General features: G+C 71.3%; 15 protein-coding genes. 11 read left to right on the top strand and 4 right to left on the bottom strand.

Annotation, left to right across the window (positions count from 1 at the left end; genetic code table 11):
• Positions 1 to 3: 3 nt before the first annotated feature.
• The 6 genes from IEZ13_RS40400 (at position 4) to IEZ13_RS40425 (ending at position 12,076) form a co-directional block, all read left to right on the top strand.
• A complete protein-coding gene (locus IEZ13_RS40400) occupies positions 4 to 1,563 on the top strand; it encodes an MFS transporter (RefSeq protein ID WP_183226845.1) in 1,560 nt (519 codons plus the stop codon).
• Positions 1,564 to 1,586: 23 nt separating this feature from the next.
• Positions 1,587 to 2,192 carry a TetR/AcrR family transcriptional regulator gene (locus IEZ13_RS40405; protein WP_306421558.1) on the top strand — a complete coding sequence of 202 codons (606 nt, stop codon included), beginning with the start codon at positions 1,587 to 1,589 and terminating at the stop codon, positions 2,190 to 2,192.
• Between the two features lie 162 nt (positions 2,193 to 2,354).
• On the top strand, positions 2,355 to 3,344 hold the full coding sequence (locus IEZ13_RS40410) for a S1 family peptidase (RefSeq protein WP_183226843.1): 990 nt from the start codon (positions 2,355 to 2,357) through the stop codon (positions 3,342 to 3,344).
• A gap of 199 nt (positions 3,345 to 3,543) precedes the next feature.
• Positions 3,544 to 4,563: an LCP family protein gene (locus IEZ13_RS40415; RefSeq protein ID WP_229795644.1), complete on the top strand. Its 1,020-nt coding sequence runs from the start codon at positions 3,544 to 3,546 to the stop codon at positions 4,561 to 4,563.
• Between the two features lie 131 nt (positions 4,564 to 4,694).
• Complete coding sequence (locus tag IEZ13_RS40420; RefSeq protein ID WP_183226841.1) at positions 4,695 to 7,607, top strand: RICIN domain-containing protein; 2,913 nt, start codon at positions 4,695 to 4,697, stop codon at positions 7,605 to 7,607.
• Positions 7,604 to 12,076: a glycoside hydrolase family 2 TIM barrel-domain containing protein gene (locus tag IEZ13_RS40425; protein WP_229795646.1), complete on the top strand. Its 4,473-nt coding sequence runs from the start codon at positions 7,604 to 7,606 to the stop codon at positions 12,074 to 12,076. The genes IEZ13_RS40420 and IEZ13_RS40425 overlap by 4 nt, the downstream gene beginning before the upstream one ends.
• Here IEZ13_RS40425 and IEZ13_RS40430 read toward each other — a convergent pair.
• Positions 12,073 to 12,660, bottom strand: coding sequence for a helix-turn-helix transcriptional regulator (locus IEZ13_RS40430; protein WP_183226840.1), 588 nt, complete (start codon positions 12,658 to 12,660; stop codon positions 12,073 to 12,075). The two genes, IEZ13_RS40425 and IEZ13_RS40430, sit on opposite strands and share 4 nt — an antisense overlap.
• A 122-nt stretch (positions 12,661 to 12,782) precedes the next feature.
• Between IEZ13_RS40430 and IEZ13_RS40435 the strand changes: the two genes are divergently transcribed.
• The 5 genes from IEZ13_RS40435 to IEZ13_RS40455 are packed head-to-tail and all read left to right on the top strand — an operon-like array spanning position 12,783 to position 19,555.
• Positions 12,783 to 13,694 (top strand): encapsulin, encoded by a 912-nt coding sequence (locus IEZ13_RS40435; RefSeq protein ID WP_183226839.1) that lies wholly within the window; start codon positions 12,783 to 12,785, stop codon positions 13,692 to 13,694.
• Entirely contained in the window at positions 13,694 to 14,605 is a 912-nt protein-coding gene (locus IEZ13_RS40440; protein WP_183226838.1) for a hypothetical protein, read from the top strand. Before IEZ13_RS40435 ends, IEZ13_RS40440 begins: the two co-directional genes overlap by 1 nt.
• The gene (locus IEZ13_RS40445; RefSeq protein ID WP_183226837.1) at positions 14,602 to 16,734 is read left to right on the top strand and encodes a hypothetical protein; all 2,133 of its coding nucleotides are present in this window, start codon (positions 14,602 to 14,604) and stop codon (positions 16,732 to 16,734) included. Before IEZ13_RS40440 ends, IEZ13_RS40445 begins: the two co-directional genes overlap by 4 nt.
• Positions 16,731 to 18,398 carry a hypothetical protein gene (locus IEZ13_RS40450; protein ID WP_183226836.1) on the top strand — a complete coding sequence of 556 codons (1,668 nt, stop codon included), beginning with the start codon at positions 16,731 to 16,733 and terminating at the stop codon, positions 18,396 to 18,398. Before IEZ13_RS40445 ends, IEZ13_RS40450 begins: the two co-directional genes overlap by 4 nt.
• Positions 18,395 to 19,555, top strand: a complete 1,161-nt coding sequence (locus IEZ13_RS40455) for a hypothetical protein (RefSeq protein ID WP_183226835.1) — start codon at positions 18,395 to 18,397, stop codon at positions 19,553 to 19,555. The genes IEZ13_RS40450 and IEZ13_RS40455 overlap by 4 nt, the downstream gene beginning before the upstream one ends.
• Here the strand turns inward: IEZ13_RS40455 and IEZ13_RS40460 are convergent.
• The 3 genes from IEZ13_RS40460 to IEZ13_RS40470 are packed head-to-tail and all read right to left on the bottom strand — an operon-like array spanning position 19,550 to position 23,147.
• Positions 19,550 to 20,839, bottom strand: a complete 1,290-nt coding sequence (locus IEZ13_RS40460; RefSeq protein WP_183226834.1) for a multicopper oxidase domain-containing protein — start codon at positions 20,837 to 20,839, stop codon at positions 19,550 to 19,552. The genes IEZ13_RS40455 and IEZ13_RS40460 overlap by 6 nt on opposite strands.
• Positions 20,840 to 20,841: 2 nt before the next feature.
• Positions 20,842 to 22,080, bottom strand: a complete 1,239-nt coding sequence (locus tag IEZ13_RS40465) for a hypothetical protein (protein WP_229795648.1) — start codon at positions 22,078 to 22,080, stop codon at positions 20,842 to 20,844.
• On the bottom strand, positions 22,077 to 23,147 hold the full coding sequence (locus tag IEZ13_RS40470) for a hypothetical protein (RefSeq protein ID WP_229795650.1): 1,071 nt from the start codon (positions 23,145 to 23,147) through the stop codon (positions 22,077 to 22,079). Before IEZ13_RS40470 ends, IEZ13_RS40465 begins: the two co-directional genes overlap by 4 nt.
• Between the last annotated feature and the right edge of the window lie 48 nt (positions 23,148 to 23,195).

Raw genomic sequence — 23,195 nt, forward strand, 5'->3', positions numbered from 1 at the left:
CACATGACCAAAGCTCAACCCCAGACCGGGCATCCCCGCCGATGGGCGATCCTCGGTGTGCTCGTCATCAGCCTGCTGGTGGTCGTGCTCGACAACACGGTGCTCAACGTCGCGATGCGCACCATCGCCGACCCGGACAAGGGCCTCGGCGCCACACAGAGCGAACTCGAATGGGCGATCAACTCGTACACCCTGGTGTTCGCCGGGCTCCTCTTCACCGCCGGCATCCTGGCCGACCGGCTCGGCCGCCGGCTAAGCCTGGTCGCCGGCCTCGTGATCTTCGGCCTCGCGTCGCTCATCTCGGCGTACGCGAGCTCGCCCGACCAGCTGATCGCGGCCCGCGCCGTGATGGGCCTCGGCGCCGCGGCCGTCATGCCGGCCACCCTGTCGATCATCGCCAACGTCTTCGACCCGCTGGAGCGCCCGCGCGCCATCGGCGTCTGGGCCGGAGCCGTCGGCCTGGCCGTCGCGATCGGCCCGGTCCTCGGCGGCCTGCTGCTCGAACACTTCTGGTGGGGTTCGGTCTTCCTGATCAACGTGCCCATCGTGGTGATCGGCCTGGTCCTGGTGGCCGTGCTCGTGCCGGAGTCGCGTGACCCGAAGCCGGGCCGCATCGACGTGCTCGGCGTGATCCTGTCGATCGTCGGCCTCACCCTGCTCACCTACGGCGTGATCAAGGGTGGCGAGGACGGCTTCGGCGAGACGGCGGCCTGGTCCACCCTCACCGCCGGCCTGCTCGTCCTGGCCGGATTCGTGCTCTACGAGCGCCGGATCACCTTCCCGTCGCTGGACGTGCGGCTCTTCGCCAACCGGCAGTTCTCCGCGTCGACCGGCATCATCGGCCTGGTCTTCTTCGCGGCGATGGGCTCGATGTTCTTCGGCGCCTTCTATCTCCAGATGGTCCGCGGGTACGGTCCGCTCGCCTCGGGCGCGCTGTTCGTGCCGTTCGCGCTCGGCCAGATGATCTTCGCGCCGGCCAGCTCCTCGCTGGTCAAGCGATTCGGCCCGAAGGCGGTCAGCACCGTCGGCCTGCTGCTGGTCTCGGCCGCTCTCAGCCTGTGGCTGTTCGTCGGCGTGGACACCCCGATCGCTCTGGTCGCGCTGGCGTTCTTCGTCCAGGGCGTGGGCATGGCCAACGTCATGCCGCCGGCCACCGAGGCGATCATGTCGGCGCTGCCCCGGGAGAAGGCCGGCGTCGGCTCGGCGGTCAGCAACACGATCCGCCAGCTCGGCGGCGCGCTCGGCGTGGCGGTCCTCGGCGCGGTCGTCTCCTCGGTCTACCGCGATCACCTGACCACCCCGGCCGGGCTGCCGGACGCCGCCGCCGACGTGGCCCATGAGTCGATCGCCGGCGCCTACGCGGTGGCCGGGCAGGCCGGACCGGCCGCGCCCGCGCTGCTGGCCGGCGCCGACAGCGCCTTCGTCACGGCGATGCACTACGCGGCCGTCGGCTCGACCGTGTTCGCCCTGCTCGGCGTGCTGGTGGCGGTGCTCTGGCTGCCCGGCCGGCGCCCCGCGGCCACCCCCGCCGAGGTGCATGACCGGCAGTTGGCCGACGCGTAAACCGGTCAGTGACAATGAACGCCATGAACAGCAGCACCGCGGCCGGCCAGGAGCGCAAGGCTCCTGGCCGGCCCCGCAGCGCCCAGGCCGACGAGACCATCCTCGACGCGGTGCTGGCGTTGCTCGGCGAGGGCCAGAGCGCCGCGGCCGTCTCCATCGAGGCGGTCGCCGCGCGGGCCGGCGTCGGCAAGGCCACCATCTACCGGCGCTGGCCCAACAAGGAGGCGCTGCTCATCGACGCGGTCCGGGCCATGAAGGGCCCACTGCCCGAGCTGGCCGGCCGCTCGGTCCGGGAGGACCTGATCGCGCTGGTCCAGGCGAACCGCACAGCGCGCGCCCAGCGGCACAGCAAGGTGACCGCCTGCCTGATGCCGGAGCTGATCCGCGACGACGAGCTGAGCCGGATGTACCGGGACTTCATCGAGCCCCGCCGCGAGGTGACCCGCCAGGTGCTGCGGCGCGGCATCGAGACCGGCGAACTGCGCCCGGACCTCGACGTCGAGCTGACCCAGATCATGCTGTCGGCGCCCGGCATGATGCAGTCGATCTTCCGCTTCAACCTCGCGATCCCGGACGACGAGTTCGCCGAGACCCTCGTCGACGCCGTTCTCCGCGGCGCCGCCGCTTGAACGGTTCCGGCGCGGCCCCCGTAGAGAAGGGTGGCGGGCTTCGTGCAACCTGAGCGGGCTCGGGACTCGTCCTGAGTGAGGAGACTCGGCCGGCTGGGGAGGGTTGCGGCGGTGGCGTACTGTGCACACCCGTTGAAACCGTTATGGAGATTTCTCACCGGCTTGGCCGCGCTCTCGATGGTGCTGGGAGTGTTCGGTGGGCCCGCCCATGCCATCGCCAACGGGGACAGCGTGCCCGACGGGCGGTACCCGTTCGCCGTCAAGATCAGTGCACTCGGGATCCCCACGGCTGACGGCGGCACCCGGGACAGCTCCTGCTCCGGCGGGCTGGTCTCGCCCCGCTGGGTGATCACGGCGGCGCACTGTTTCCGGGACGAGAACGGGCGGCGGGTGTCGCGGACCGTGGCGGAGAAGACCATCGCCACCGTGGGACGGGCCGATCTGACCGGAAAGGCCGGGTTCACCGCCAACGTCGTCCAGGTCGAGCAGCACGGGAAGTCGGACGTCGCGCTCATCCGGCTGGACCGGGCCATCACCGGCATCACCCCGCTGCGGCTCAATAAGCGCAAACCCACCTCCGGCCAGGAGGCGCGGCTCGTCGGGTACGGGTTCACCAGCCCGAACGCGTCGAAGACCCCCGACCGGATGCGGACCGGCAGGTTCGAGGTCACGTCGGTGGCGGCCACCGAGATGGGGTTGTCCGGGATCGCGCCGAGGTCGAACACCAGCCCCTGCGAGCGGGACTCCGGCGGGCCGTACTTCACCGAGGAGCAGGCCGGCGCCGTCCTGATCGCGGTGGTCAGCCGCGGGCCCGACTGCCCGCACACCGGGCCGGACACCGCCACCCGGGTCGACGCCCTGCGCCCGTGGATCATGTCAGTGATCGGGGACGATCTGGCGGCCACGCCCTCGGCCGGCCCGTCACGACAGAAACAGACCAAACCCTCCAACACTTCCGGCACTTCCGGCACTTCCGGTACGAAGGGGACGGCCGCGGCCGCGCCACCGACGACTCCCGCGGCCACCGGCTGGGGGATCTCGCCGGTCCTGCTGGTGGCGTTCCCGGCCGCGGCGGTGGGATTCGTCGTGCTCCTCGTGACGCGGCGCCGGACGCAGCGGGCACGGCGTTACCGCGGCCGCCGCTACCGCTGATCCCGGGTGCGCGTCCGGCGTACCGCATCGGGTTCTCGCCGATCGCGAACCGCGACCGACTGACTAGGGCGGCATAACGCCTCCCCGTTCCCGCCAACCGTGTGATCATGCGCGAGTTGGCTGAAATCGGGAGGTATAGCAATAAATGGCCAGGTCCGAAGGTCGCCGGGCTCCGTTGTGGGCCAGGCTCAGTATCGCCGTGGGAGCCCTTCTGCTGATCCCGGCCGGGGCGGCGGTCGCGGCGAGCGGGCCGCGCCAGGAGGGCATCCCGGGCGCCGGCTCGCCGGCAGCAGTGCGGCCGGCCGATGACCGTCGGCCCCTCAACTTCCTGCTCGTCGGGATCGACCCGCGTGGCTCGCACATCAGGCCGCTGGCCGACACGATCGTCGTGGCGCACGTGCCGTCGGGATGGAAGGACGTCTACCTCTTCTCGCTGCCGCGGGACCTGGTGGTACGGATCCCGGCGTTCAAGGCGTCCGGCAGCGCGGCCGAGCGGGCGAAGATCAACGCCGCGATGACGCTGGGCAGCCTGCGGCCGGACGGGACGTACAGTCCGCGGCAGGGCGTCTACCTGCTGGCCCGGACGGTCGGCAAGGTCACCGGGATCCGCTCGTTCGACGCCGCCGCGATCGTGAACTTCGGCGGCTTCAAGAAGGTGGTCGACGCGATGGGCGGCGTGCGGGTGCCCGTCGACCAGGTGGTCAGGTCGGAGCATCTCAAGCCGGACGGCCGCCCACGGGACCGGACCGCGGTGTGCTCGACCACGTGCCTGCGCCCGTACGTCGGCCCGCAGAAGACCTATCAGCTCAGCGCCGCCCCGGTGCGGTTCCGGGGCTGGGAGGCGCTCGATTACGTGCGCCAGCGGTACGGCCTGCCGCGCAGCGACTACGACCGGACGCGGCACCAGCGGCAGTTCCTGAAGGCGATGGCCAAGCGGGTGATGAAACGCGACGTCACCGCGATCGTCCGGTCCGCCGGTGACTCGCTGACCGTCGTGGACGGTGGCGTCCGGCTCGCCGACTGGCTGACCGTGGCACGCAAGCTGGACGTCCGGCACATGACGTCGATCGACCTGCCCGGCACGGCGCTGTTCGAGGGCGGCCTCTACCGGGGTGAGAAGTTCCTGCCCGGGGTGAAGGGCTTCTTCGCTGCCGTCGCCGAGGACCGGGTGGCGTCGTTCCTGGTCGACCACCCGAAGGTCGTGAGGATCGACCGGTAAACGTATTCATTGATGCTGTTCCATGTCGGAGATCCCTGTTGTAACGTCTCGATTCGACGGAACGTGTTCGCTTCTGGTCGAACGTGTTGCCGTTGTGATCGTTATGTCGCCGCAGCGGATGGGGAACCGTCATGTCGCTCGCCTTCCGGCGGTCGTTCGCCGGGATCGTTGCCGCCCTGCTCGCCGTCCTGCCGCAACCGGCGGCGGCCAGGGCGGAGGTGATCACCGAGTCGAGGACCATCCGCATCGACCCCGGCTACCAGCAGCAGGAGTTCGAGGGCTGGGGCACCAGCCTGGTCTGGTTCGCCAACGCCACCGGTGGCTATCCCGAGCCGATCCGCCGGAAACTCGCCGACATGCTGTTCGGGCCGGACGGGCTCGACCTCACCATCGCCCGCTACAACATCGGCGGCGGCAACGCGCCTGGCGTGCGCACCAACTACATGAAGAACGGCGCCACCATGCCGGGCTTCTGGAAGGCGCCGGCCGGCACCACGGTCGCCGACCGGGACTGGTGGAACCCGGAGGATCCGTCGCACTGGGATCTGGACGCCGACGCCAACCAGCGCTGGTGGATCGACCAGATCAAGGACGACGTGACGATCTGGGAGGCGTTCAGCAACTCGCCGCCGTACTTCCAGACCGTCAGCGGCTACGTCTCCGGCGGATTCGACTCCAGCGCGGACCAGATCCGGGCGGACCGGGCCGACGAGTTCGCCACCTACCTGACCACCGTGGCCTCGCACATCGAGGACGCGCACGGCATCGACTTCGCCACCATCGATCCGCTCAACGAACCCAACACCAACTACTGGGGTACGACGCTCGGCGCTGACGGGCAGCCGACCGGTGGACGGCAGGAGGGGGCACACGCCGGGCCCGCTCTGCAGCAGGCGGTGATCCTCGCTCTACGGGACAAGGCCGCACGGGCCGGGATGACGGTGTCCGCCATGGACGAGACCAATCCCGGCATCTTCATGACGAACTGGAACGCGTACCGCGCCGAGGCCCGGGCCGCGGTTTCGCAGCTCAACGTCCACACGTACGGGACCGGGTCACGGACCAGCGTGCGTGACGCGGCGAAGGCGGCCGGCAAGCGGCTCTGGATGAGTGAGGTCGAGGGGAACTGGGGGCCCGGGACGACCGACTACACCGGGATGCTGCCCGGGCTCGGGATCGCGACCCGCATGGTCGACGACATCCGTGAGCTGGAGCCGTCCGCCTGGGTGTTCTGGCAGCCGATCGAGGACGCTGTCCCACAGCAGGCCGGCAACGGCAACTGGGGGAGCATCCACATCCCGTTCAACTGCACGGCTGACGCGACGTTGGAGACCTGCCCGATCAGGACGAACTCCAAGTTCGACACGATCCGGAACTTCACTCGGCACATCCGTCCTGGTGATCGCTTCGTCAAGGTTGACGACACGTCAACTGTTGCCGCGATCAAGCCGTTCGGTGATGACTTGACGGTCGTGCACGTCAACTCAAGTGCAGTCGACAGGACCGTCAATATTGACCTGTCAACATTTCGGTCCGTGCGGTCCGGTGCGTCCGTCACACCGGTCGTCACCAGTGTGGACGGCGCGTTGATCAAAGGCAGTCCGGTTCGTGTGCGCGGTGATCGGGCCACATTGACGGTGCCGGCGCAGTCGGTCACGACGTTCCTGGTCGACGGTGTCCGCGGGGTCGACCGTGACGCCGCATTGATCCGGTCCGGTCATGTCTACCGGGTGCGGGGCGTCGCGAGTGGGCGGTCGCTCACCCCGAACACCGCCGGGACGGGCACGGTGCTGCGCACCACCGCCGCCGAGGATCCGGGCCAGTTGTGGTCCATCACCAAGCTGACCTCCGGCAACACCAACCGGGAGAGGTACGCCGTGAGCGCGGCCGCCTCGGGAGCACGCCTCGCCGTCCGCGACAACGCCCTGGTCCTGGAGACGCCTGCCGATGCCGGTGCCGCCGGGGTGGACGAAGCGGCGCAGTGGATGCTGTCCAGTACCGGGGACGGGACGTGGACGCTGGTCAACGTCGGAAGTGGGCGCCTTGTCGACGTGACCGGGCAGGCGACCGCGGACGGCAGTCCGGTGGGCACCTATCCGCCCAGTTCAGGAGCCAACCAGCGGTGGGCGATCGTCGACGAGACGGTGCAGCGGACACGGACGGTGGCGGCGCACACCGTACCGCGACTGGTGCCCACGCTGCCGGAGCGCGTCACGCCGGTCTACCGCGACGGTGCCCGCGGCAGTCTGCCGGTGGTGTGGGACATGCCGGACGAGCGGCGTTGGCGGCGGCCCGGCAGGGTGGCCGTCACCGGGACCGCGACCGATCCGCTCGGCGGAACCCACCGGGCTGCCGCCGTCGTCACCGTCGACACCTTCGTCCGGACGCTGCAGGCGTCGGCCACCACCTACCCGGGCGGGCGCCCGGCGCTGCCGGCGACGGTCACCGGCGTCGGACGGCACGGCGGGCGCGCCGACCTGCCCGTCACCTGGGAAATTCCGGTCCTGGACCGGCTCGGCGAGTTCCCGGTGACCGGCACGGCCACGGTCGCCGACGGGACCACCCTGCCGGCCACCGCGACCGTCACCGTGGTCGAGCCGATCGAGGTCAACGCCGCTCTCGACGACGGGGTGACGGTGTCGGCCACCTACACGGAGAGCGGCTACTCGGCGGCCGGTCTGCGAAACGGCAACCGTTCCGAGAAGGCCTGGTCGAACTGGCGGTCCGGCGCCAAGAACCCGTCCGACACGATCACCGTGACACTGCCCGCCGAACGCGACCTGACCCGCGTCGTCACCTACTTCTACCGGGACGGGGCCAACATCAGTTTCCCGGCGAGCCTGCGGGTGCAACTGCTCGGCGCGGACGGCGTCTGGACCGACGCGAGCGCGGACATCCCGGTGCCGACCGAGGGCAGCCCGGTCGTCAACGTCCCATTCAACGCGGCCGGTCCGGTCACCGCGGCCCGGATCGTGATGACCGCCCGCCCCTCCGGATACATCACTGTCAGTGAGGTGGAAGTGAACGCGAAGGCCGTACCGTGAAGAAGATCTTGACTTTGATCCTGGTGCTGACCACGGGTGTGACCGTTCCGGCAAGCCCGGCGCTCGCCGCCGACGGACCGCAGACCGTGGCTGATGTGTACCGCTACCTGGAGGATCCGCGGATGACCGGCGAGGGCCAGGAGGCGCCGCACGCCGACCTGCGGCCCTTCGCGACCGCGACCGCCACGAAGGACACGAAGTCACCGTGGGTGACCAGCCTGAACGGCGGCTGGCGGATGCGGCTGTTCGACCGCCCCGACGACGTGCCGTCCGGGTTCGCCGCCGACGGCTACGACGTGTCGGACTGGAAACGGGTGTCGGTGCCGCACACCTGGCAGTCCGACTTCATCGACCATCCGATGTTCCGCAACATTCCGGAGGAGGTCTGGCCGGACAACCCGCCGTTCGTGCCGAAGGACGTCAACCCGACCGGCGCGTACGTGCGGACGTTCGACGTGCCGCAGAACTGGGACGGCGGCCGCGAGTTCCTCCGCTTCGAGGGTGTGACCAGCGGATACTTCGTCTGGGTGAACGGCCGCTACGTCGGCTACGACCAGGGCGGCTACACCCCGGCCGAATTCGACGTGACCGAGTTCCTGCGGCCGGGGCGTAACAACATCGCGGTCCAGGTGCACCGATGGGGGTCCGGCTCCTACCTGGAGGACTTCGACCAGTGGCGGTACAGCGGCATCTTCCGGGACGTGTGGCTGTACCGGACCGAACAGGTGCGGCTGCGCGACGCGTACCTCACCACGGATCTCGACAACGAATATCGTGACGCGACACTGACCGCCCGGGTGGACGTGGCCGGGGCGAGCGACGGCTACTCGGTGCGCGGCACGCTGCGGGACGCCGCCGGGCGTACCGTCGCGGTCGTCGACGGCAACGTCGAGCAGGGTGTGGCCACGCTGAGCACCCCCGTCACCGATCCGGCGAAGTGGACCGCCGAGGATCCCGACCTCTACACGCTCGGCCTGGAACTGATCGCCCCGGACGGCCACGCGGCGCACATGAGCGCCCAACCGGTCGGCTTCCGGGAGATCGAGATCCGCGACAAGCAGCTGCTCGTCAACGGGAAACGCATCCTGGTGAAGGGCGTCAACCGGGCCGAGACGAACCCGGACACCGGCCGTCACCTGACCCGTGAAGCGCAGCGCGACGACGTGTTCCTCATGAAGAAGCTGCACGTCAACGCGGTACGGACCGCCCACTACCCGTCCGACCCGTACCTCTACGACCTGGCCGACCGGTACGGCCTGTGGATCGACGACGAGGTGGACATCGAGACCCACTCCCGGGAGAACTGCCCCAGTACCTGTCTCGCCTCGAAACCGGAGTGGCAGGACGCGTTCGCCGACCGGTTCCGGGCGATGGTGGCCCGCGACCGCAACCATCCGAGCGTGCTGCTGTGGGACACCGGCAACGAGGCGGGTCTCGGCACCGCCCACAATGCGATGGCGCAGTGGGCGGACGCCAACGAGCCGACCCGGCCGCTCTACCACCAGTCGAACAACCCGGACGGCGACGCCCCGTTCGCCGACGTGTCCGGGCCGCGCTATCCCACCCCGGCGTCGCTGGAGAACAAGGCCCGCACCGGCACCAAGCCGATCATCATGGGCGAGTACGCGCACGCCATGGGCAACAGCATGGGCAACTTCGACGAGTTCTGGGCGATCGCCCGCCGGCAGCCGTCGATGCAGGGCGGTTTCGTGTGGGACTGGGCCGACCAGAACCTGCGCCAGCCGCTGATCACCACCCCGGACTCGTCGGGCAACCGGATCCAGGCGTTCCTGGTCGGCAAGCCCGTCCCGATCGACGGGCACCGGGGAAAGGCGATCAACCTGTCCAGTCTTGACGACTTCGTCAATGTGTTCCGCGACCGGCGGCTCGACCTCACCGCGCAGGTCACCCTGGACGCCTGGGTGAAGCCGGGGCAGTGGGCGGGCAGCTTCCCGATCGTCACGAAGGGCCGGGCCTACGCGCTCCAGATGCGCGACCAGGACACCCTCGAATTCGGGGTGGACCTCGGTGACTACATCTCGGTGGCCGCCGACGTTCCCGCCGACTGGTACGACCGGTGGCACCGGGTGACCGGAACCTACGACGGCTCCGCGCTGCGCCTGTTCATCGACGGTGTGCCGACCGCGGAGACGGCCCGCACCGGCACGATCGACCCCGGCCTGTACGAGGTCAACGTGGGCCGCAACGCCGAGACCCAGCAGGACGACCTTCGCGTCCGCACGGGCCGCGGCCTGGTCGACGACGTCCGCGTCTACGCCACCGCGCTCACCACCGAGCAGGTGGCGGCCGATCCGAAGGACGACGCGGTCCTGGCGCTCGACTTCGACCGGTTCGAGCGGCGCGGCGACTTCCTCAGCCTCGGGATCAGCCTGTCCGGCACCGACGGCATGGTCACCTCCGACCGCCGGTTGCAGCCGGAGACCGAGGAGGTGGCGTGGGCGCACTCGCCGCTCCGGTTCACCGCGGTCGACGCGGCCGCCGGGATCGTCCGGGTGCACAACGAGGAGACGGCCGGAACCCTGCGGTTGCGGCTGAACTGGTCACACCGTGAGGTCGACCGGAAGCTGCGCGGCGGCGTACGGTCGCTGGATCTTCCGGCCGGTGCGACCGCCGAGCTGAACCTGGGCGCGGCGCCCGCCAACCCGGACGACCGGGAGCGCTGGCTCGATCTGGAGGCGGTGACGGTCGACGACCTGCCGTGGGCGCGCAAGGGGTGGGTCTTCGCGAAGGAGCAGTTCGCCGCCGGCGGGCGGGTGGTTCCGGGCATCCTGCCGGGTCCGGCGAGCGGTCCGGCGCCGGCTCTCCGCCACCACGACAGGACCATCGAGGTACGGGGTGACGGCTGGCGTTACCGGTTCGCCGACGGGATTCTCACGTCGATGGCCGCCGATGGCCGCGAGCTGCTCACCGCCGGTCCGGAACTGGACGTCTACCGGCCTCCGACCAGCAACGAGACGTACGGCTGGGGCACCGCCGACCGCAACATCTGGCACGACGTCGGACTCGACCGGCTGAAGACCACCGTCGAGGACGTGTCGGCGAGGGTCGACGGCGGCGAAGCGGTGATCACCGTCCGGGCCACGGCGGCCGCCCCCGATCTGGCCGACGCGTTCGCGATCGGACAGACCCTGACCTACCGGATCGACGCGAACGGTGTCCTCACCCTGGCCCACGCGGTGCAGGCCCGGGGCAGCCGGGCCGGATCGCTGCCCTACCTGCCGCGGGTCGGCGTGCAGGTCAAGGTCCCGGCGTCGATGGACGAACTCACCTGGTACGGCACCGGCCCGCACGAGACCTACAACGACCGGCAGAGCGCCGCGACCGTCGGTGTGTGGAGCAGCAGTGTGAACGACCAGTTCACGGCCTATTCACGACCGCAGGCCAACGGCAACCACACCGGCACCCGCTGGGCGGCGCTCAGCGACGGCCGCCGGACCGGGATCCTGGTCGGCAGCCCGGTCGGCGAATCGCTGGACGTCAGCGTGAGCCGCTACGACGACCTCGACCGGGCCGAGTACGACCATCAGCTGCCGTTCGTGCGCAACGCCGGCTGGGTGACCCTGCACGCCGCCACCGGGGAGACCGGCATGGGGGAGACGCCGAACTCGGTGCTCGCCCCGTACCGGTTGGCGCCCGGCGCCGCCTACGACTACGAGCTGGTGCTGCGGCCGCTGTCGACCGGTGGGCTGCCGGACTCGCGGGCCGCCGCTCCCTGTCCGCCGGACGTCAGCGTGCAGACCGACGGGACGGCCGAGGCCGGGGTGCCCGAGCGGATCGGGGTGACCGTCACCCCGCGCTGCGCCGGAGCGCCGGAGGATGTGGTCACCACGCTGGACGCCCCGGACGGCTGGCAGGTCACACCGGTCGACGGCGGTTTCGACGTGACCGCCCCGGCCGGCGCCGACTGGGGTCGGCACCGGCTCACCGCGACGGTCACCTCGGCGACCCCGGACGGGTTCCGCAGCACGGTACGGGCCACGGCCGTCGTCCGTACCCCGCTGCCGTCCGGATCGCTGTGGGTGAGCGACCTGCCGTTCCTCGAGCAGGTCAACGGCTGGGGCCCGGTGGAACGTGACCGCAGCAACGCCGAACAACCCGCCGGCGACGGCCGCCCGCTCACCATCGGCGGTGTCGTCTACGACAAGGGACTCGGCGGGCACGCGGTGTCCCGGGTGGCGGTCGACCTGACCGGCCGCGGCTGCACCACCTTCCGTGCCGACGTCGGCGTGGACGACGAGATGGGCTCGTCCGGGTCGGTGGCCTTCGAGGTGTGGGTGGACGGTGTCCTCAAGACATCGTCCGGCCGGCTGACCGGAACCGCCTCCGCCCAGCCGCTCACCGCGGACGTGACCGGCGGCAGCCGCCTCGAACTGCGGATCACCGACGGCGGCGACGGCGTCGGCGCCGACCACGGCGACTGGGCGGCCGCCCGTTTGATCTGCGGTTAGCGGTCGAGCAGGCCCAGCATCTGGGCATGCAGCACCGTCGTCAGACGGTCGTTGGTGCCGAGCTTGCGGTACAGGTTCTGCTGATGTTTCGAGACGGTGCACGGGTGGATCGCCAGGCGGCGGCCGATCGCCACGGCGGTCCACCCCTGCGCCAGCAGCCGCAGCACGGCCAGCTCGCGCGGGGTCAACCCGGCCGCTGGGGCCCCGGAAGCCGCGGCCCCCGAAGCAGCGGCCCCGGAAGCCGCGGCGCGATCCGGGCGGCCGGGGGCGGGCTGCCGGTGGTGCAGGGCGACCAGAACCGGGCGCAGCCGGGCCGCGTACGCCCGTTCCCGGCCGGAGAAGTCGCTGCCGTCCCGGGCCACCACCACCGCGGGGCCGCCGACCGGGATGGCCAGCTGCTTCAGGCCGCCGAACACGCTGCGGGCCTGCGCCTCGTCGTCGAAGACCGCGGCCCGCGGCGCGGACAGGGCCGCCATCAGGGTCTCGCAGACCAGCTCCCAGCTGCGCCGGGCCGGTAGGTCACCCACCAGCCGGCCGGCGAGATCGAGGATGCTCTCGTAGTCACGACTCGCCAAGAGACGCATTTCAGCAGCATGGTGGCCGGATCCGAGGGCACGCCAGGGCGGCCGCTGTCCGATCGGGGACAGCCGGCGGCTACTCACTTCTGCGAATACCGTGTCCCCGCCGGGCCGAGCAGCATGACCGCATGCGCCGCACCGACCCGCTCGGCCTGCCCGTCGAGCCACCGCAACCGCCGCGCCCGCCGGACCTCCCGCCGCCGATCGTGCCGGACGGCCTGAACCTGGGCCGGGAGAAGCTGCCCGAATGGGGCCCGGACATCTGGGAGCGGATCGACCGGGCAACGGTCGACGAGATCGACCGGGCGTCGGTGGTCGCCCAGTTCCTGCCACGGGTGCCGTCGCTGACGCCCAGCGCGCGAACCGTGCCGGCGAACCGGATCGACGAGGACGCCGCCAGCGGCGAGCTGTCCGTCGACCAGGGCCGGGTGCTGCCGCTGCTGGAGAAGTCCCAGGTTTTCGTGCTGAGCAAGGAACAGTATTACGACGAGCAGTGGATCGGCACCGGGGTCGCGCTGGCCACCCGGGCCGCGAACCGGCTGGCCCGGCAGATCGACCTGGCCGTGCTCCAGGGCGACGGCAACAACCCCGGCCTCGTCTCGGTGGCGGATGAGCAGCACGTGGTGCCGGTGCCGCCGATCGACGACCAGGTGCCCGGCATCTACGGCGAGAACCTGTTCTCGGCGGTCGCCGACGCGTACGCGTTCCTCCAGGGTAAAAGCCTGAACGGCCCGTACGCGTTACTGCTCGCCGGACCGCAGTTCGCCGACGCGCACCGGTCGCTCAAGTCGACGCTGATCGCCCCGGCCGACCGGATCCGGCCACTCATGACGGCCGGTTTCCACGCCGCCGGGACCCTGAACGACCGGGAGGGCGTGATGGTGTCGCTCGGCGGGACGGTCGACCTGGCCATCGCGGTGCACGGCGCCACCGCGTTCACCTTCGTGGACAGTTCCGAGACCAGGCGTTTCCGGATCTACGAGCGATTCAGCGTTCGGATAAAGGTCCCGGAATCCCTGGTACGGCTGCGGTTCGGCTGATGGGCTACCCCGACTCGCCGATCGACCCGGAGCTGTTCGCCTCCGACAGCAACCGCCCCCTGCCGGTCGGCGAGGTGGTCGAGTGGTTCGACTTCGGCCAGTTCGTCGAGCTGTACGCCACCGACGAGAGCGGTGTCACCCATCCGCTGGTCGTCACCCAGGACGACGCGGTGCTCCAGGCCAGCCTACGCATCCGTGAGGAGACCGGCGCACCGACCCGGACCGTGGACCTGGCCGGCGGGGTGCCGTTGAGCCGCGCCGTCAGTGGTGACGGCACCGAGGCGTTCCAGGCCATCGGCGTACCGGATCAGATCGTTGTCGACGATGTTGACGAGCTGATCCGGTCCGGCATGCTCACCGGCGAGGGCACCCAGTACTTCCTGACCCTGCACGGTGGCCAGATCACCGCGATCCGCGACGGCGAGCCACAGTTGCTGCGGGCCCGGCGGGTCCGTGACGGGCGCAGTTCCCGGGTCTGGCTGCGCCTGCTGCCGAAGGTGATAGACGCGCCGCTCATCGCCGCCGACGCCCTCGACGGCCTGCTCGCCCTGCCCGAACTGGACGTCGACGGGCTGCGGATCCGGCTCGCGCTGGAACCCGCCGAGGTGGCCGCGCTGCTCGCCGGCCGTACCGTGGTGGTGCGCGGCACGGCCGGGGAGCGGACCCGGCTGGTCCGGCTGCGCCAACAGGCGCGGCTGGACGTGGGGTTCGCCGTCGCGCCTCGCGACGACCAGGTGACCGTCCCCGATCTGGCCGCCTTCCTCGCCAACCCGGTCGTCCCCGGCGCGGGCGACCTGCCGTACCGGGTGCCGCTCACCGGCCAGGTGGTCCAGTCGCTGCGCGCCAACGGGACCGCGCAGCTGATGCTGGCCAGCGGGCGGGTGCTCACCCTGCGGGTGGGTAAGTCTTGAAGGACCTGAAGAAGGACCTCGACGACTACGAGCCGCCGGTCTTCGTACCGGAGCCGGAGGTCACCAAGAGCGCGCCGGCGCCCGTACCCTCGACTCCGGTCTTTGTGGCGGAACCACCGGCGAAGCTCGCGCCGGCGACGATGCCGATCGGGAAGACCGGGTTTCCGGTCTTCCAACAGGTCTTTCAGCCGGTCGCCGAGCAGACCGTCCGGAAGCAGGGCACCCCGCCGATTCCCAAGCTGGACGTGGCGCTTTTCCTGGCATGGCGCCAGGTCTGGACACTGAAAGGCCTCAGCCGCGGCCGGCTGCTGCACTCGCTGTCGCTCGCCCCGCAGGAGGAGGCGACCATCGAGCTGTACACCTGGGAACGGCATCGCAAGACCCTGGAACAGTCCAGCGAGACCGGCACCGAGCAGACGTTCGAGGGCACCGACTCCACGAAGGACACCAGCGACGTCTACTCCGAGGTGAACCGGCAGCGCGACTTCCAGTGGCAGGTCAGCGGGTCGCTGCGGGCCACCTACCGGCCGGTCGCGGGCGAGATCACGCTCGGCGCGGACGCGTCGGTGTCGAACAAGAGCACGATCGGCGAGATCGGCAAGACCACCCAGAACCGGGTGCACGAGACCGTCGTGAAAGCCTCCACGAAGGTACGGTCCCAGCGCGTAACCAAGATCAGCGAGACCGTGGAGTGGGGCTCCGAGCAGCGGATCACCCGCAAGATCCGGAACCCGAACCTGTGCCACACCCTCAACCTCGACTACTACGAGGTGCTGGCGCACTACGCCATCGAGACAACGTTCCTGCCAGAGGACTCGCGACTGTGCGCCTTCGTGCCGAACCCGATCAGCACCGAGCTGACCGAGGCGGTGGTGCGCCGCAACGAGACGGCGCTCAGTGACGCCCTCCTCGAAGGCAGTCTGCGAGCCGGGTTCGAGGCGATCCGCTATCTGGAGGCCTACGCCATCGCGGTCACCGAGCAGGCGGCCCGCCGCGCCGCCGCGGCCAAGGTGGCGCAGACCGGCACGAAGAAGCCGAAGCCGGACCCGGATCCGGTCGTCTCGAAGGAGCAGGCCGACCTGATCAGCGCCATCCGTGACCTGCGGTCCGCGGCCGAGCAGTTCGGCGCTCGCGTCGACGCGCATGCCGCGCTGGACGCGATCGCCGACCACCTGGAGGTCTCCGACGCGTCCCGCCGCAACGCCCGCCGCTGGCTGTTCCGCCGGCTCGTGGAGGCGAAGTTCAGCAGCTTCGCGGCCGAGTTGATGGCGCTCAAGGACCGCAAGGACGAGGACCTGACCGTCGAGTACGCCCGCCAACTGGCCACCGTCCTGCCGATGCCGCAGGGCAGCCCCACCCTGGCATCGCTCGGGGAACTGTCCGACAAGGAGAAGGAGACGTACGCGCTCAGCGCCGCCATCCGCGCCGGCCACATGAAGGACGAATGGGACTGGGCCTGGTGGAGCGGCCGCTGCCGGGAGGAGAACATGTACACCCCGGAGGACATGGGCGTTCCGGGACGGGTCCAGCGGGTGATGGAGAAATGGCAGGCGTACGACGCGGCGCCACCGGCCACCACGGCCGGCGACAAGGCCGCCGACGACGCCGACCAGCGGCAGGGTCAGCAGGCCGCCGAGGACGTACTGGAGATGAAGTTTCCCCTCGAGGAGATCGCCCGGCACCGGGAACGCGCCGACGCGCTGATGAGCCACCTGCGCGAACACTGGTCCTACTACCGGTTCGCGCTGTTCCAGGCACTGCCGCCGAGCGAACAACTGGAACGGCTGATCATCGGGTCCAGCAACGTGCTGCGGGCCGGCATGTTCGAGCCGCGGGTGGTGAGCGCGCACGGCGACCAGCTGGCCGTCCCGCTGAACACGTCGAACTATCCCGGGCTGGAGGCGTTTCTGCTGAACATGCTGGGCGACGTCCGCAACACCGAACCCGCGACCTCCACGATCCTGCTGCCGACGCCCGGCATGTCGATCGAGAGCCGGCTAGGCCGGTGCACCGGCTGCGAGGAGTACATCGAGCTCACCCGGGCGATCGAGCTGCGGCGGCTGACCGCGGTGGCCGAACAGGCCGAACTGGAGGCCGAACGGCTGCGCGCCGAACTGGGTGGACCGTGACCGACCTGTTCGCCGAGACGTCGGCGGCCGATCTGCCGGACGACCTGGCCCCGGCCGTGTACGCCCGGATCGTCCCGGGCTCGGCGGCGCCTGCTGTCCCGGTCGACGCCCTGGACGCCCCGGCGCTGCCGCCCGTGTTCCTGAGCGGTGACGAGTCGTGGCGCGGCAGCCGTACCCAAGTCGACCTGTGGCAGCCGGACCGGCGGCTGCCGCCTGTCCGCCTGCCGCTCGATCCGGCCCGGCTCGGCGAGCTGGTGGACATCTGGTACCGCACCGAGGGCTGGGCCCGCGTCGACGAGATGATCAAGCTGGCTCGCGGCAATGCCCTCGACCGGGCGCTCGGACCGCACTGGGGCCCGTCCACCGATCTCGACGCCTCCCGCTGGGACGAGATCACCGCCGCCGTCCGGGGGCTGCTGCGGGCCGCCGACGAGCAGAGCCTCCGGATCGGCCGCCCGCTGGTCGTGGCGGAGGAGCTGGCCCGGCGCGAGGTGCTGTACCGGCTCGACGCCACGATGGCGACGGTGGCCGCCGAGATGGCCCGCCTCGATCCGCGCGGACCGTACGCCCGGTTCGCCGACGAGAAACAGCGGATCGGCCTCACCCCGGCCACCCTCGCCGAGCGGCTACGGCAGCGGCCGTGGCGGCCCGACCCGGAAGCGCCCGAATTCCGCACGCTCGTGACCCTGCTGGGCGACCTCGGTAGGGTCCGCTCCTGGGCCGTGGACGTCCGGCGAAGCCACAGCGCGAAGATCGACGCGGCGGCGGCCGCCGCCGCGCGGAGCCTCGCGATGACGCTCACCGAGGTGTGGCTCCTGCCCGTCACCACCGGCATCGCGAAACGTCTCGTCCCCGGCATCCGTCAGCTGACCGATGAGCTGTCCGGCACCGGCCTGGGCAGCGCGACCGCCCGCATCGGCGAGGAGATCCGGCTCGCCGCCGACGCGGTGGCCGCCGCCGCCCAGTACGTGGTGGTCGTCGAAGCCGGGGTGATCACCGTGTTTCCGCTGGCCCGTGGCCTTGATCTGCCCGCGCTGGCCGGGCGGGACGGGCAGGCCGTCGCCCGGGCGTGCGCCGACGCGGTGACCACGGTGGTCGAGGCGGCCGCCAGGGTGGATACCGAGATCGCGCCGGTCCCGCAGTCGCTCCAGCACCTCGGCGAGTCACGGCCGGACGTGAAGACCGGTGAGCGCAGCCTCATTCACGAGAAGGCCCAACGGCTAGGCGGCAATCCGGAGAAGCGCACCCCGCGGGACGCTTTCGACCATCCGGTCGCCGTCTTCGCGGCCCTGACCGAGGCGGGATTCGGCGACGGAACCCTGCCGTGGGCGGCGGCCACCGAGGTGATGCGCGCCCGCGGCCTGCCCACCCGGTACACGGAGCACTGGAAAAACCTGAACACGGCCGGTGGGCTCGCCTCGCTGATCGCCAAGAGGTCCGGACTGTTGCCCCAGTTGTCGGCGGCGGGCCACTCGACCGTCGAGGCCTACCGGGAGACGATCTGCTTCCAGATGGGCCGGACCTCCTGGGCGGCCACCCTCGACCCGGCGCTGCGGCTGATCGAGGAGGAGCCCGGCTACGGCGATCTAGCGATGGCGTACGGGGCGGCCGCCTTCGACATCGGCCTGCTCATTCTCGAACTCGCCCTGTTGGCGGCCAAGTGACCAGTCTCGACGAACTTGCCGTCATCGCCCTGGCCAACGGTGCCAGAACCGAGCGGCTGGCCCGGTTCAGCGCCTGGGGGCGAGGTCTGCGCGCCATGAACGCGGGGGCGCTGACCCGGGCGCTGGAGCACATGCGTGTCGAGAACCAGTTGCTCATGGGCAGTCTGCCGCTCATCGCCGAGCAGGCCGGCGAATATCGGGCGATCCTCGGCAGGCTCGCCGACGACGTGCGGCGGATCCCCGCGCTACGCAGTGAGGAGGTGCTGGCGAGCATCGCCCGTACCCAAGAAGATCTTGAAGCGATCGTACGCCGCGCGGCGACGCCCGGCGCAAGTCTGGTCACTTCCGCTCTCCGGGGCGCCGCGACCGAGATCCCGGCGGTCAGCAGTTCCACCTTCACCTGGCTGGTCCGGGCGGCGAGCCTGGAGGCCGATCCGGTCATGCATGCACGCCTCACGAGGCTCTTCCGGGCCGGGCCGCTCGGTGACGCCTCCTGGACCCGCCTCGCCACCGCCATCGAGAGCTCCGGTGGCACCTTCAACGCGACCCTTGGGCAGACCAGCGAGTTGCTGGCGATCGCCCACCCCGGTTACCGCCAGACCATCGGGCATGCCGGCGGGCTGATCGAGGATCTCGGAATGCGCCCGGTCGAGTTCTTCGGCGACTCGTGGATCGTGAAAGCCGGCCGGGAGAATCAGCCGCTGAAGTTCCGTGACGGCGGGCTGCTCGCGGTCCGCGAACCCGCGAGCGTGGACCGGATCGGCGAAGCCGGCATCGTGACCAGCCTGGAGTCGAAACAGGCGGCCACCCGGCTGGAGGCGCTCACCGCGGACGACGCCGCGCGCAGGGCCGCGGGCGCGAAACTGTCGAAGTACGATCCCAGCCTCGAGGCCCGCAGGCAGCAGATCAGTGCCGCGCGGCGGACCGAGGAGTCGATCGCCGAGGGCGACATCCTGATGACCTCGACCGGGGAGTTCTATCACCTGCGCCCGGTGCCGCCGTCCCTGATCCGCAACGTGGTGTCCCGGCCGTACCTGATGGGTGGGGTGGACGTGCGGGCGATCACCGCGAACGGGCGCAACGTCGTCCAGGTCACCACCCCGTTCAACAGCGAGTTCCTGCGTCCCTACATCGGGCGGCTGCTTCGCTCGCTATGACGCCGGGCCCACCTCGATCACGCCTCGGGCGCCGCGCTCGGCATCGACCATCGAGTGGCTCACGAACGGGTAGTGACCGGATTCCGGCAGGACCGCCTCCACATAGCCACCGGAGGCCGGGCCGAGTTGCAGCACCTGGGCGCCGCCCGGATCGTCCGGCCCGAGCACCCGGCGGCCCTCGAGGTAGACCGTGTCGAACTGGGCGCCGACCACGTGGAACGACGACGAGCGGTTCGGGCCGGCGTCCAGCACCCAGATCCGCACCCGGTCGCCGGCCGTCGCGGTGAGCGGGCGGTGCGCGTACCGGTCGGGGTAGCCGTTGAACACCACCGCGTCCGGCTGCTCGGCCTGCATCTTCGCCAGGTCGCCGACCTCGCCGTCCGGGCCGGCGTACAGCTCCGACTGGACCAGCACGTACTCGTGGTCGACCTTGGCCAGATCCGGTGGGTCGATGATCACCGCGCCGTACATGCCGTTGCCGATGTGGTGCAGCATCGGCATCGTCGAGCAGTGGTACATCCAGATGCCGGCCTTCGTGGCGTTGAACCGGTAGGTGAGTGACTCGCCCGGGTCGATGGGGCGCATCGGCCGGTCCGGGGCGAGTGCCCCGGCGTGGAAGTCGACACCGTGATCCATGGTGCCGTCGTTGGTCAGCGTCACCTCGAAGACGTCGCCGACGCGGCCGCGCAGCACCGGGCCGGGAACCGTGCCGTCGTAGGTCCACATGAGCTGCCGCACGCCCGGGGCGACCTCGATCTGCACCTCCTTGACGTGCAGGTCGACGCGGTGCGTGCGCTCCGCCGGCGTGGGAGGCGCGGTGGCGTCCCGGACGGGTTCGGTGCCGTGTTCTCCGGCCGCCATGTGCGCGCCGGTGCCGGTGCCGGTGACGATCGTCAGGGTCATGCCGGCCTGCCGGTGCGCGGGCAGCGAGCACCAGCCCTCCACCGTCGCGCCGATGACGCCGGCGTCCAGGCGGGCGGTCGCATGCCGCTCCACCGTGCCGGTGCGGGCGCCGTTGGCCAGAACCAGGTCGTGCCGCCGCTCGTCGCCGTTGGTCAGTTCGATGATCAGCCGGTCGCCGGGCGGCACGGTGATCGTGTCCGGGTGGTACCGCATGTCCTTCGCGGTCACCGCCACGGTCGTGGTGTGCCCGGTCGGGACGACGTCGGCGGCCGCCGCCACCGTCGTGGGCGGGTCGGTGGCGCGCTGCGCCACGGTGCCGGCCAGCACGGCCAGCAGGACCAGGGCGACACCGGCGGCCGCGCCGCCGAGAGGACGGGACACGGCTACCTCCGGGCTTGCACGAGTACGCGGACGGCGGGCGCCAGGAACTGGCACAGCGCCACGAGCAGCAGCAACGATGTGGCGATCCGGGCGTACGGGCCGGTCGGCAGCAGGAACGCCAGCAGCGCGGCGTTGGCCATCGCGACCCGCTGCGCCCAGTTCCGGTCCAGCGCCGCGCTCCTCTCCCGGGCCACGGCCGGGCCGCCGCCGAGCACCATCGGCAGCAGGTACGCCAGCGACCCGAGCAGCACCTGCGCCACCGCCCCGGCCAGCAGCGGCAGCAGCACGATGCCGAACCGGTCCACGGCCGCGTCCGGGCCGCCCGAGGTCAGCAGCGTCCACCCGTCCAGCCCGAGCGCCGCCAGCAGCCAGGCCGCCCCGGCCGCGATCGACCAGGCGGCGAACGACTCCGGCGGTTTGGCCAGCCCGACCCGTACCGCCGGGATCGCGGTCCGGACCACGGCCGCCGCGATCAGGCCCAGCCCGGCGGCCGTCACCACCGGCCACCAGGCGAGCACCGCCACCGCCAGCAGGACCAGGCCGGACACCGCGAGCGGCAGCGCGATCCGGGCCGCGGCGACCGCGTCGCCGGCCATCCGGGTCCGCAGCACGGTCGGCCAGAACGTGAGGATCGTGCCGAGGATGGTCAGCATGATCCAGCCGAGCAGGTTCACGTGGGCGTGGAACAGGATCAGCCGGGACCGGGCCGCGTCGTCGGTGACCAGCATCCACGCGCCCGCCGGGATTCCGGTCAGCAGCGCCACGGCCGCCGCCACGTAGTAGTGCACGGTCACCGCGAACCGGGCCGGCAGCGCCGACCGCAGCCGGGCGGTCAACCACCACAGATGCGCGGCCACCGCCGCGAACACCGCGGCCGCGCCGCCCACGCCGATCCAGGGCAGGTCCGCGGCGCCACCGGCCAGAACGGCCAGAACCCCGGCGTTGAGCAGGATCAGCCGGATCGCCTCACCGGTACGCCGGGTGGGCGCCGGGGCCCGCAGCACGGCCACCGTGAAGTGGGCGCCCCACACCAGGATGGCGTTGGTGGCCGCGCCGAGCAGCAGCATGTGGATCGCCAGCCACCGCCACGTGGGCAGCATCGGATGGGCGAACGCCAGCGCCACCAGACCGGCCAGATACATCAACGGCAACGCCCCGGTACGCCGGTGCCAGCCGGCCCGCCCGTTCATGCCACCCCCGCCCAGGCCCGCCGGGACCGGGTGACCACGCAGCCTGTTCATGCCATCACCGCCCAGGCTCGCCGGGACAGGGTGACCGCGCAGCCCGCGAAGGTCAGCACGGCCAGAATGTTCGCGGTCCCGGCGAAGCGCCACACCGGCTCCAGCCCGGCGGCGTCCCCGGCCACCACCCGGACCAGCAGCGACAGGTGCAGCAGGGCGAGCGGCAGGTACAGCACCGGGTGGTACGGCAGTGGGCGGCGCACCACCGCAGGCAGGATCACCGGCGCGTGCACGAAGATCATCGACAGCACGAAGCCGAGGAACACGGCGTGCAGCGTCGCGTCGTACCGGGGACCGTCGGCCACCGGGCCGGCGCCCGCCCACAGCAGCCCGGCCACCGCCAGCCACCCGTAGCCGGCCAGCAGGCCCACCGCGATGTACCGGGGGAGACCGGTCGCCCGGACGGTGCGGCGGGCCACGTCGTAGGCGGCCAACCAGGCGGTCACCGCGAGCAGCGCCAGCCCGAACAGCCGGGTGCCCGCCTCCGGCCGGACCGTGGCCGCGGTCGCCGCGAACACCAGCGCCGACATCACCGTCAGGAACCAGCGCTCGGCGGCGGGGGAGCGCAACGCCACATGGGCCAGTTCCAGGCGCTCACCCGCGATCGTGCCGACCACGAACACCACCATCCACGGCACGATCTCGGCGACCGGGTAACCGGCCAGCCACAGCAGGGTGGCGGCGTACCAGCCGAACGCCCCGGCCGCCTGGGCCAGCAGGGCCGCCGACTGCTGCCGCGCCCACAGCGCCCGGTAGACGCCGAGCAGACCGACCGACGCCAGCATCAGGGCCGCCCGGCCGATCAGGACCGGACCGAACACCAGCAGCATCAGGGCGCCCGCCGCCGAGCAGGCCGGGGCCAGCAGCGCCCAGGTGCGGCGCAGGGCGACGGCCCGCTCCACGGCCACCAGCGTGCCGGCGAAACCGAACACCATCACCGGGCCGTGCACCTCGTCGACCGGGCCGGGTGGCGCCGGCACCGGCACGCCGAGCAGCAGCAGGGCGCCGTACAGGCCGCCGAGCAGGGCGAGCGCGGCGCCGGCCAGAACGGGAAGCCGGATCCTCACGACCCGAACGCTAGGCCGCCGGCGGTCCCGCCCGGCAGGGCCGATGGG

The organism is Actinoplanes campanulatus, from assembly GCF_014647795.1.
Lineage (GTDB): Bacteria > Actinomycetota > Actinomycetes > Mycobacteriales > Micromonosporaceae > Actinoplanes > Actinoplanes campanulatus.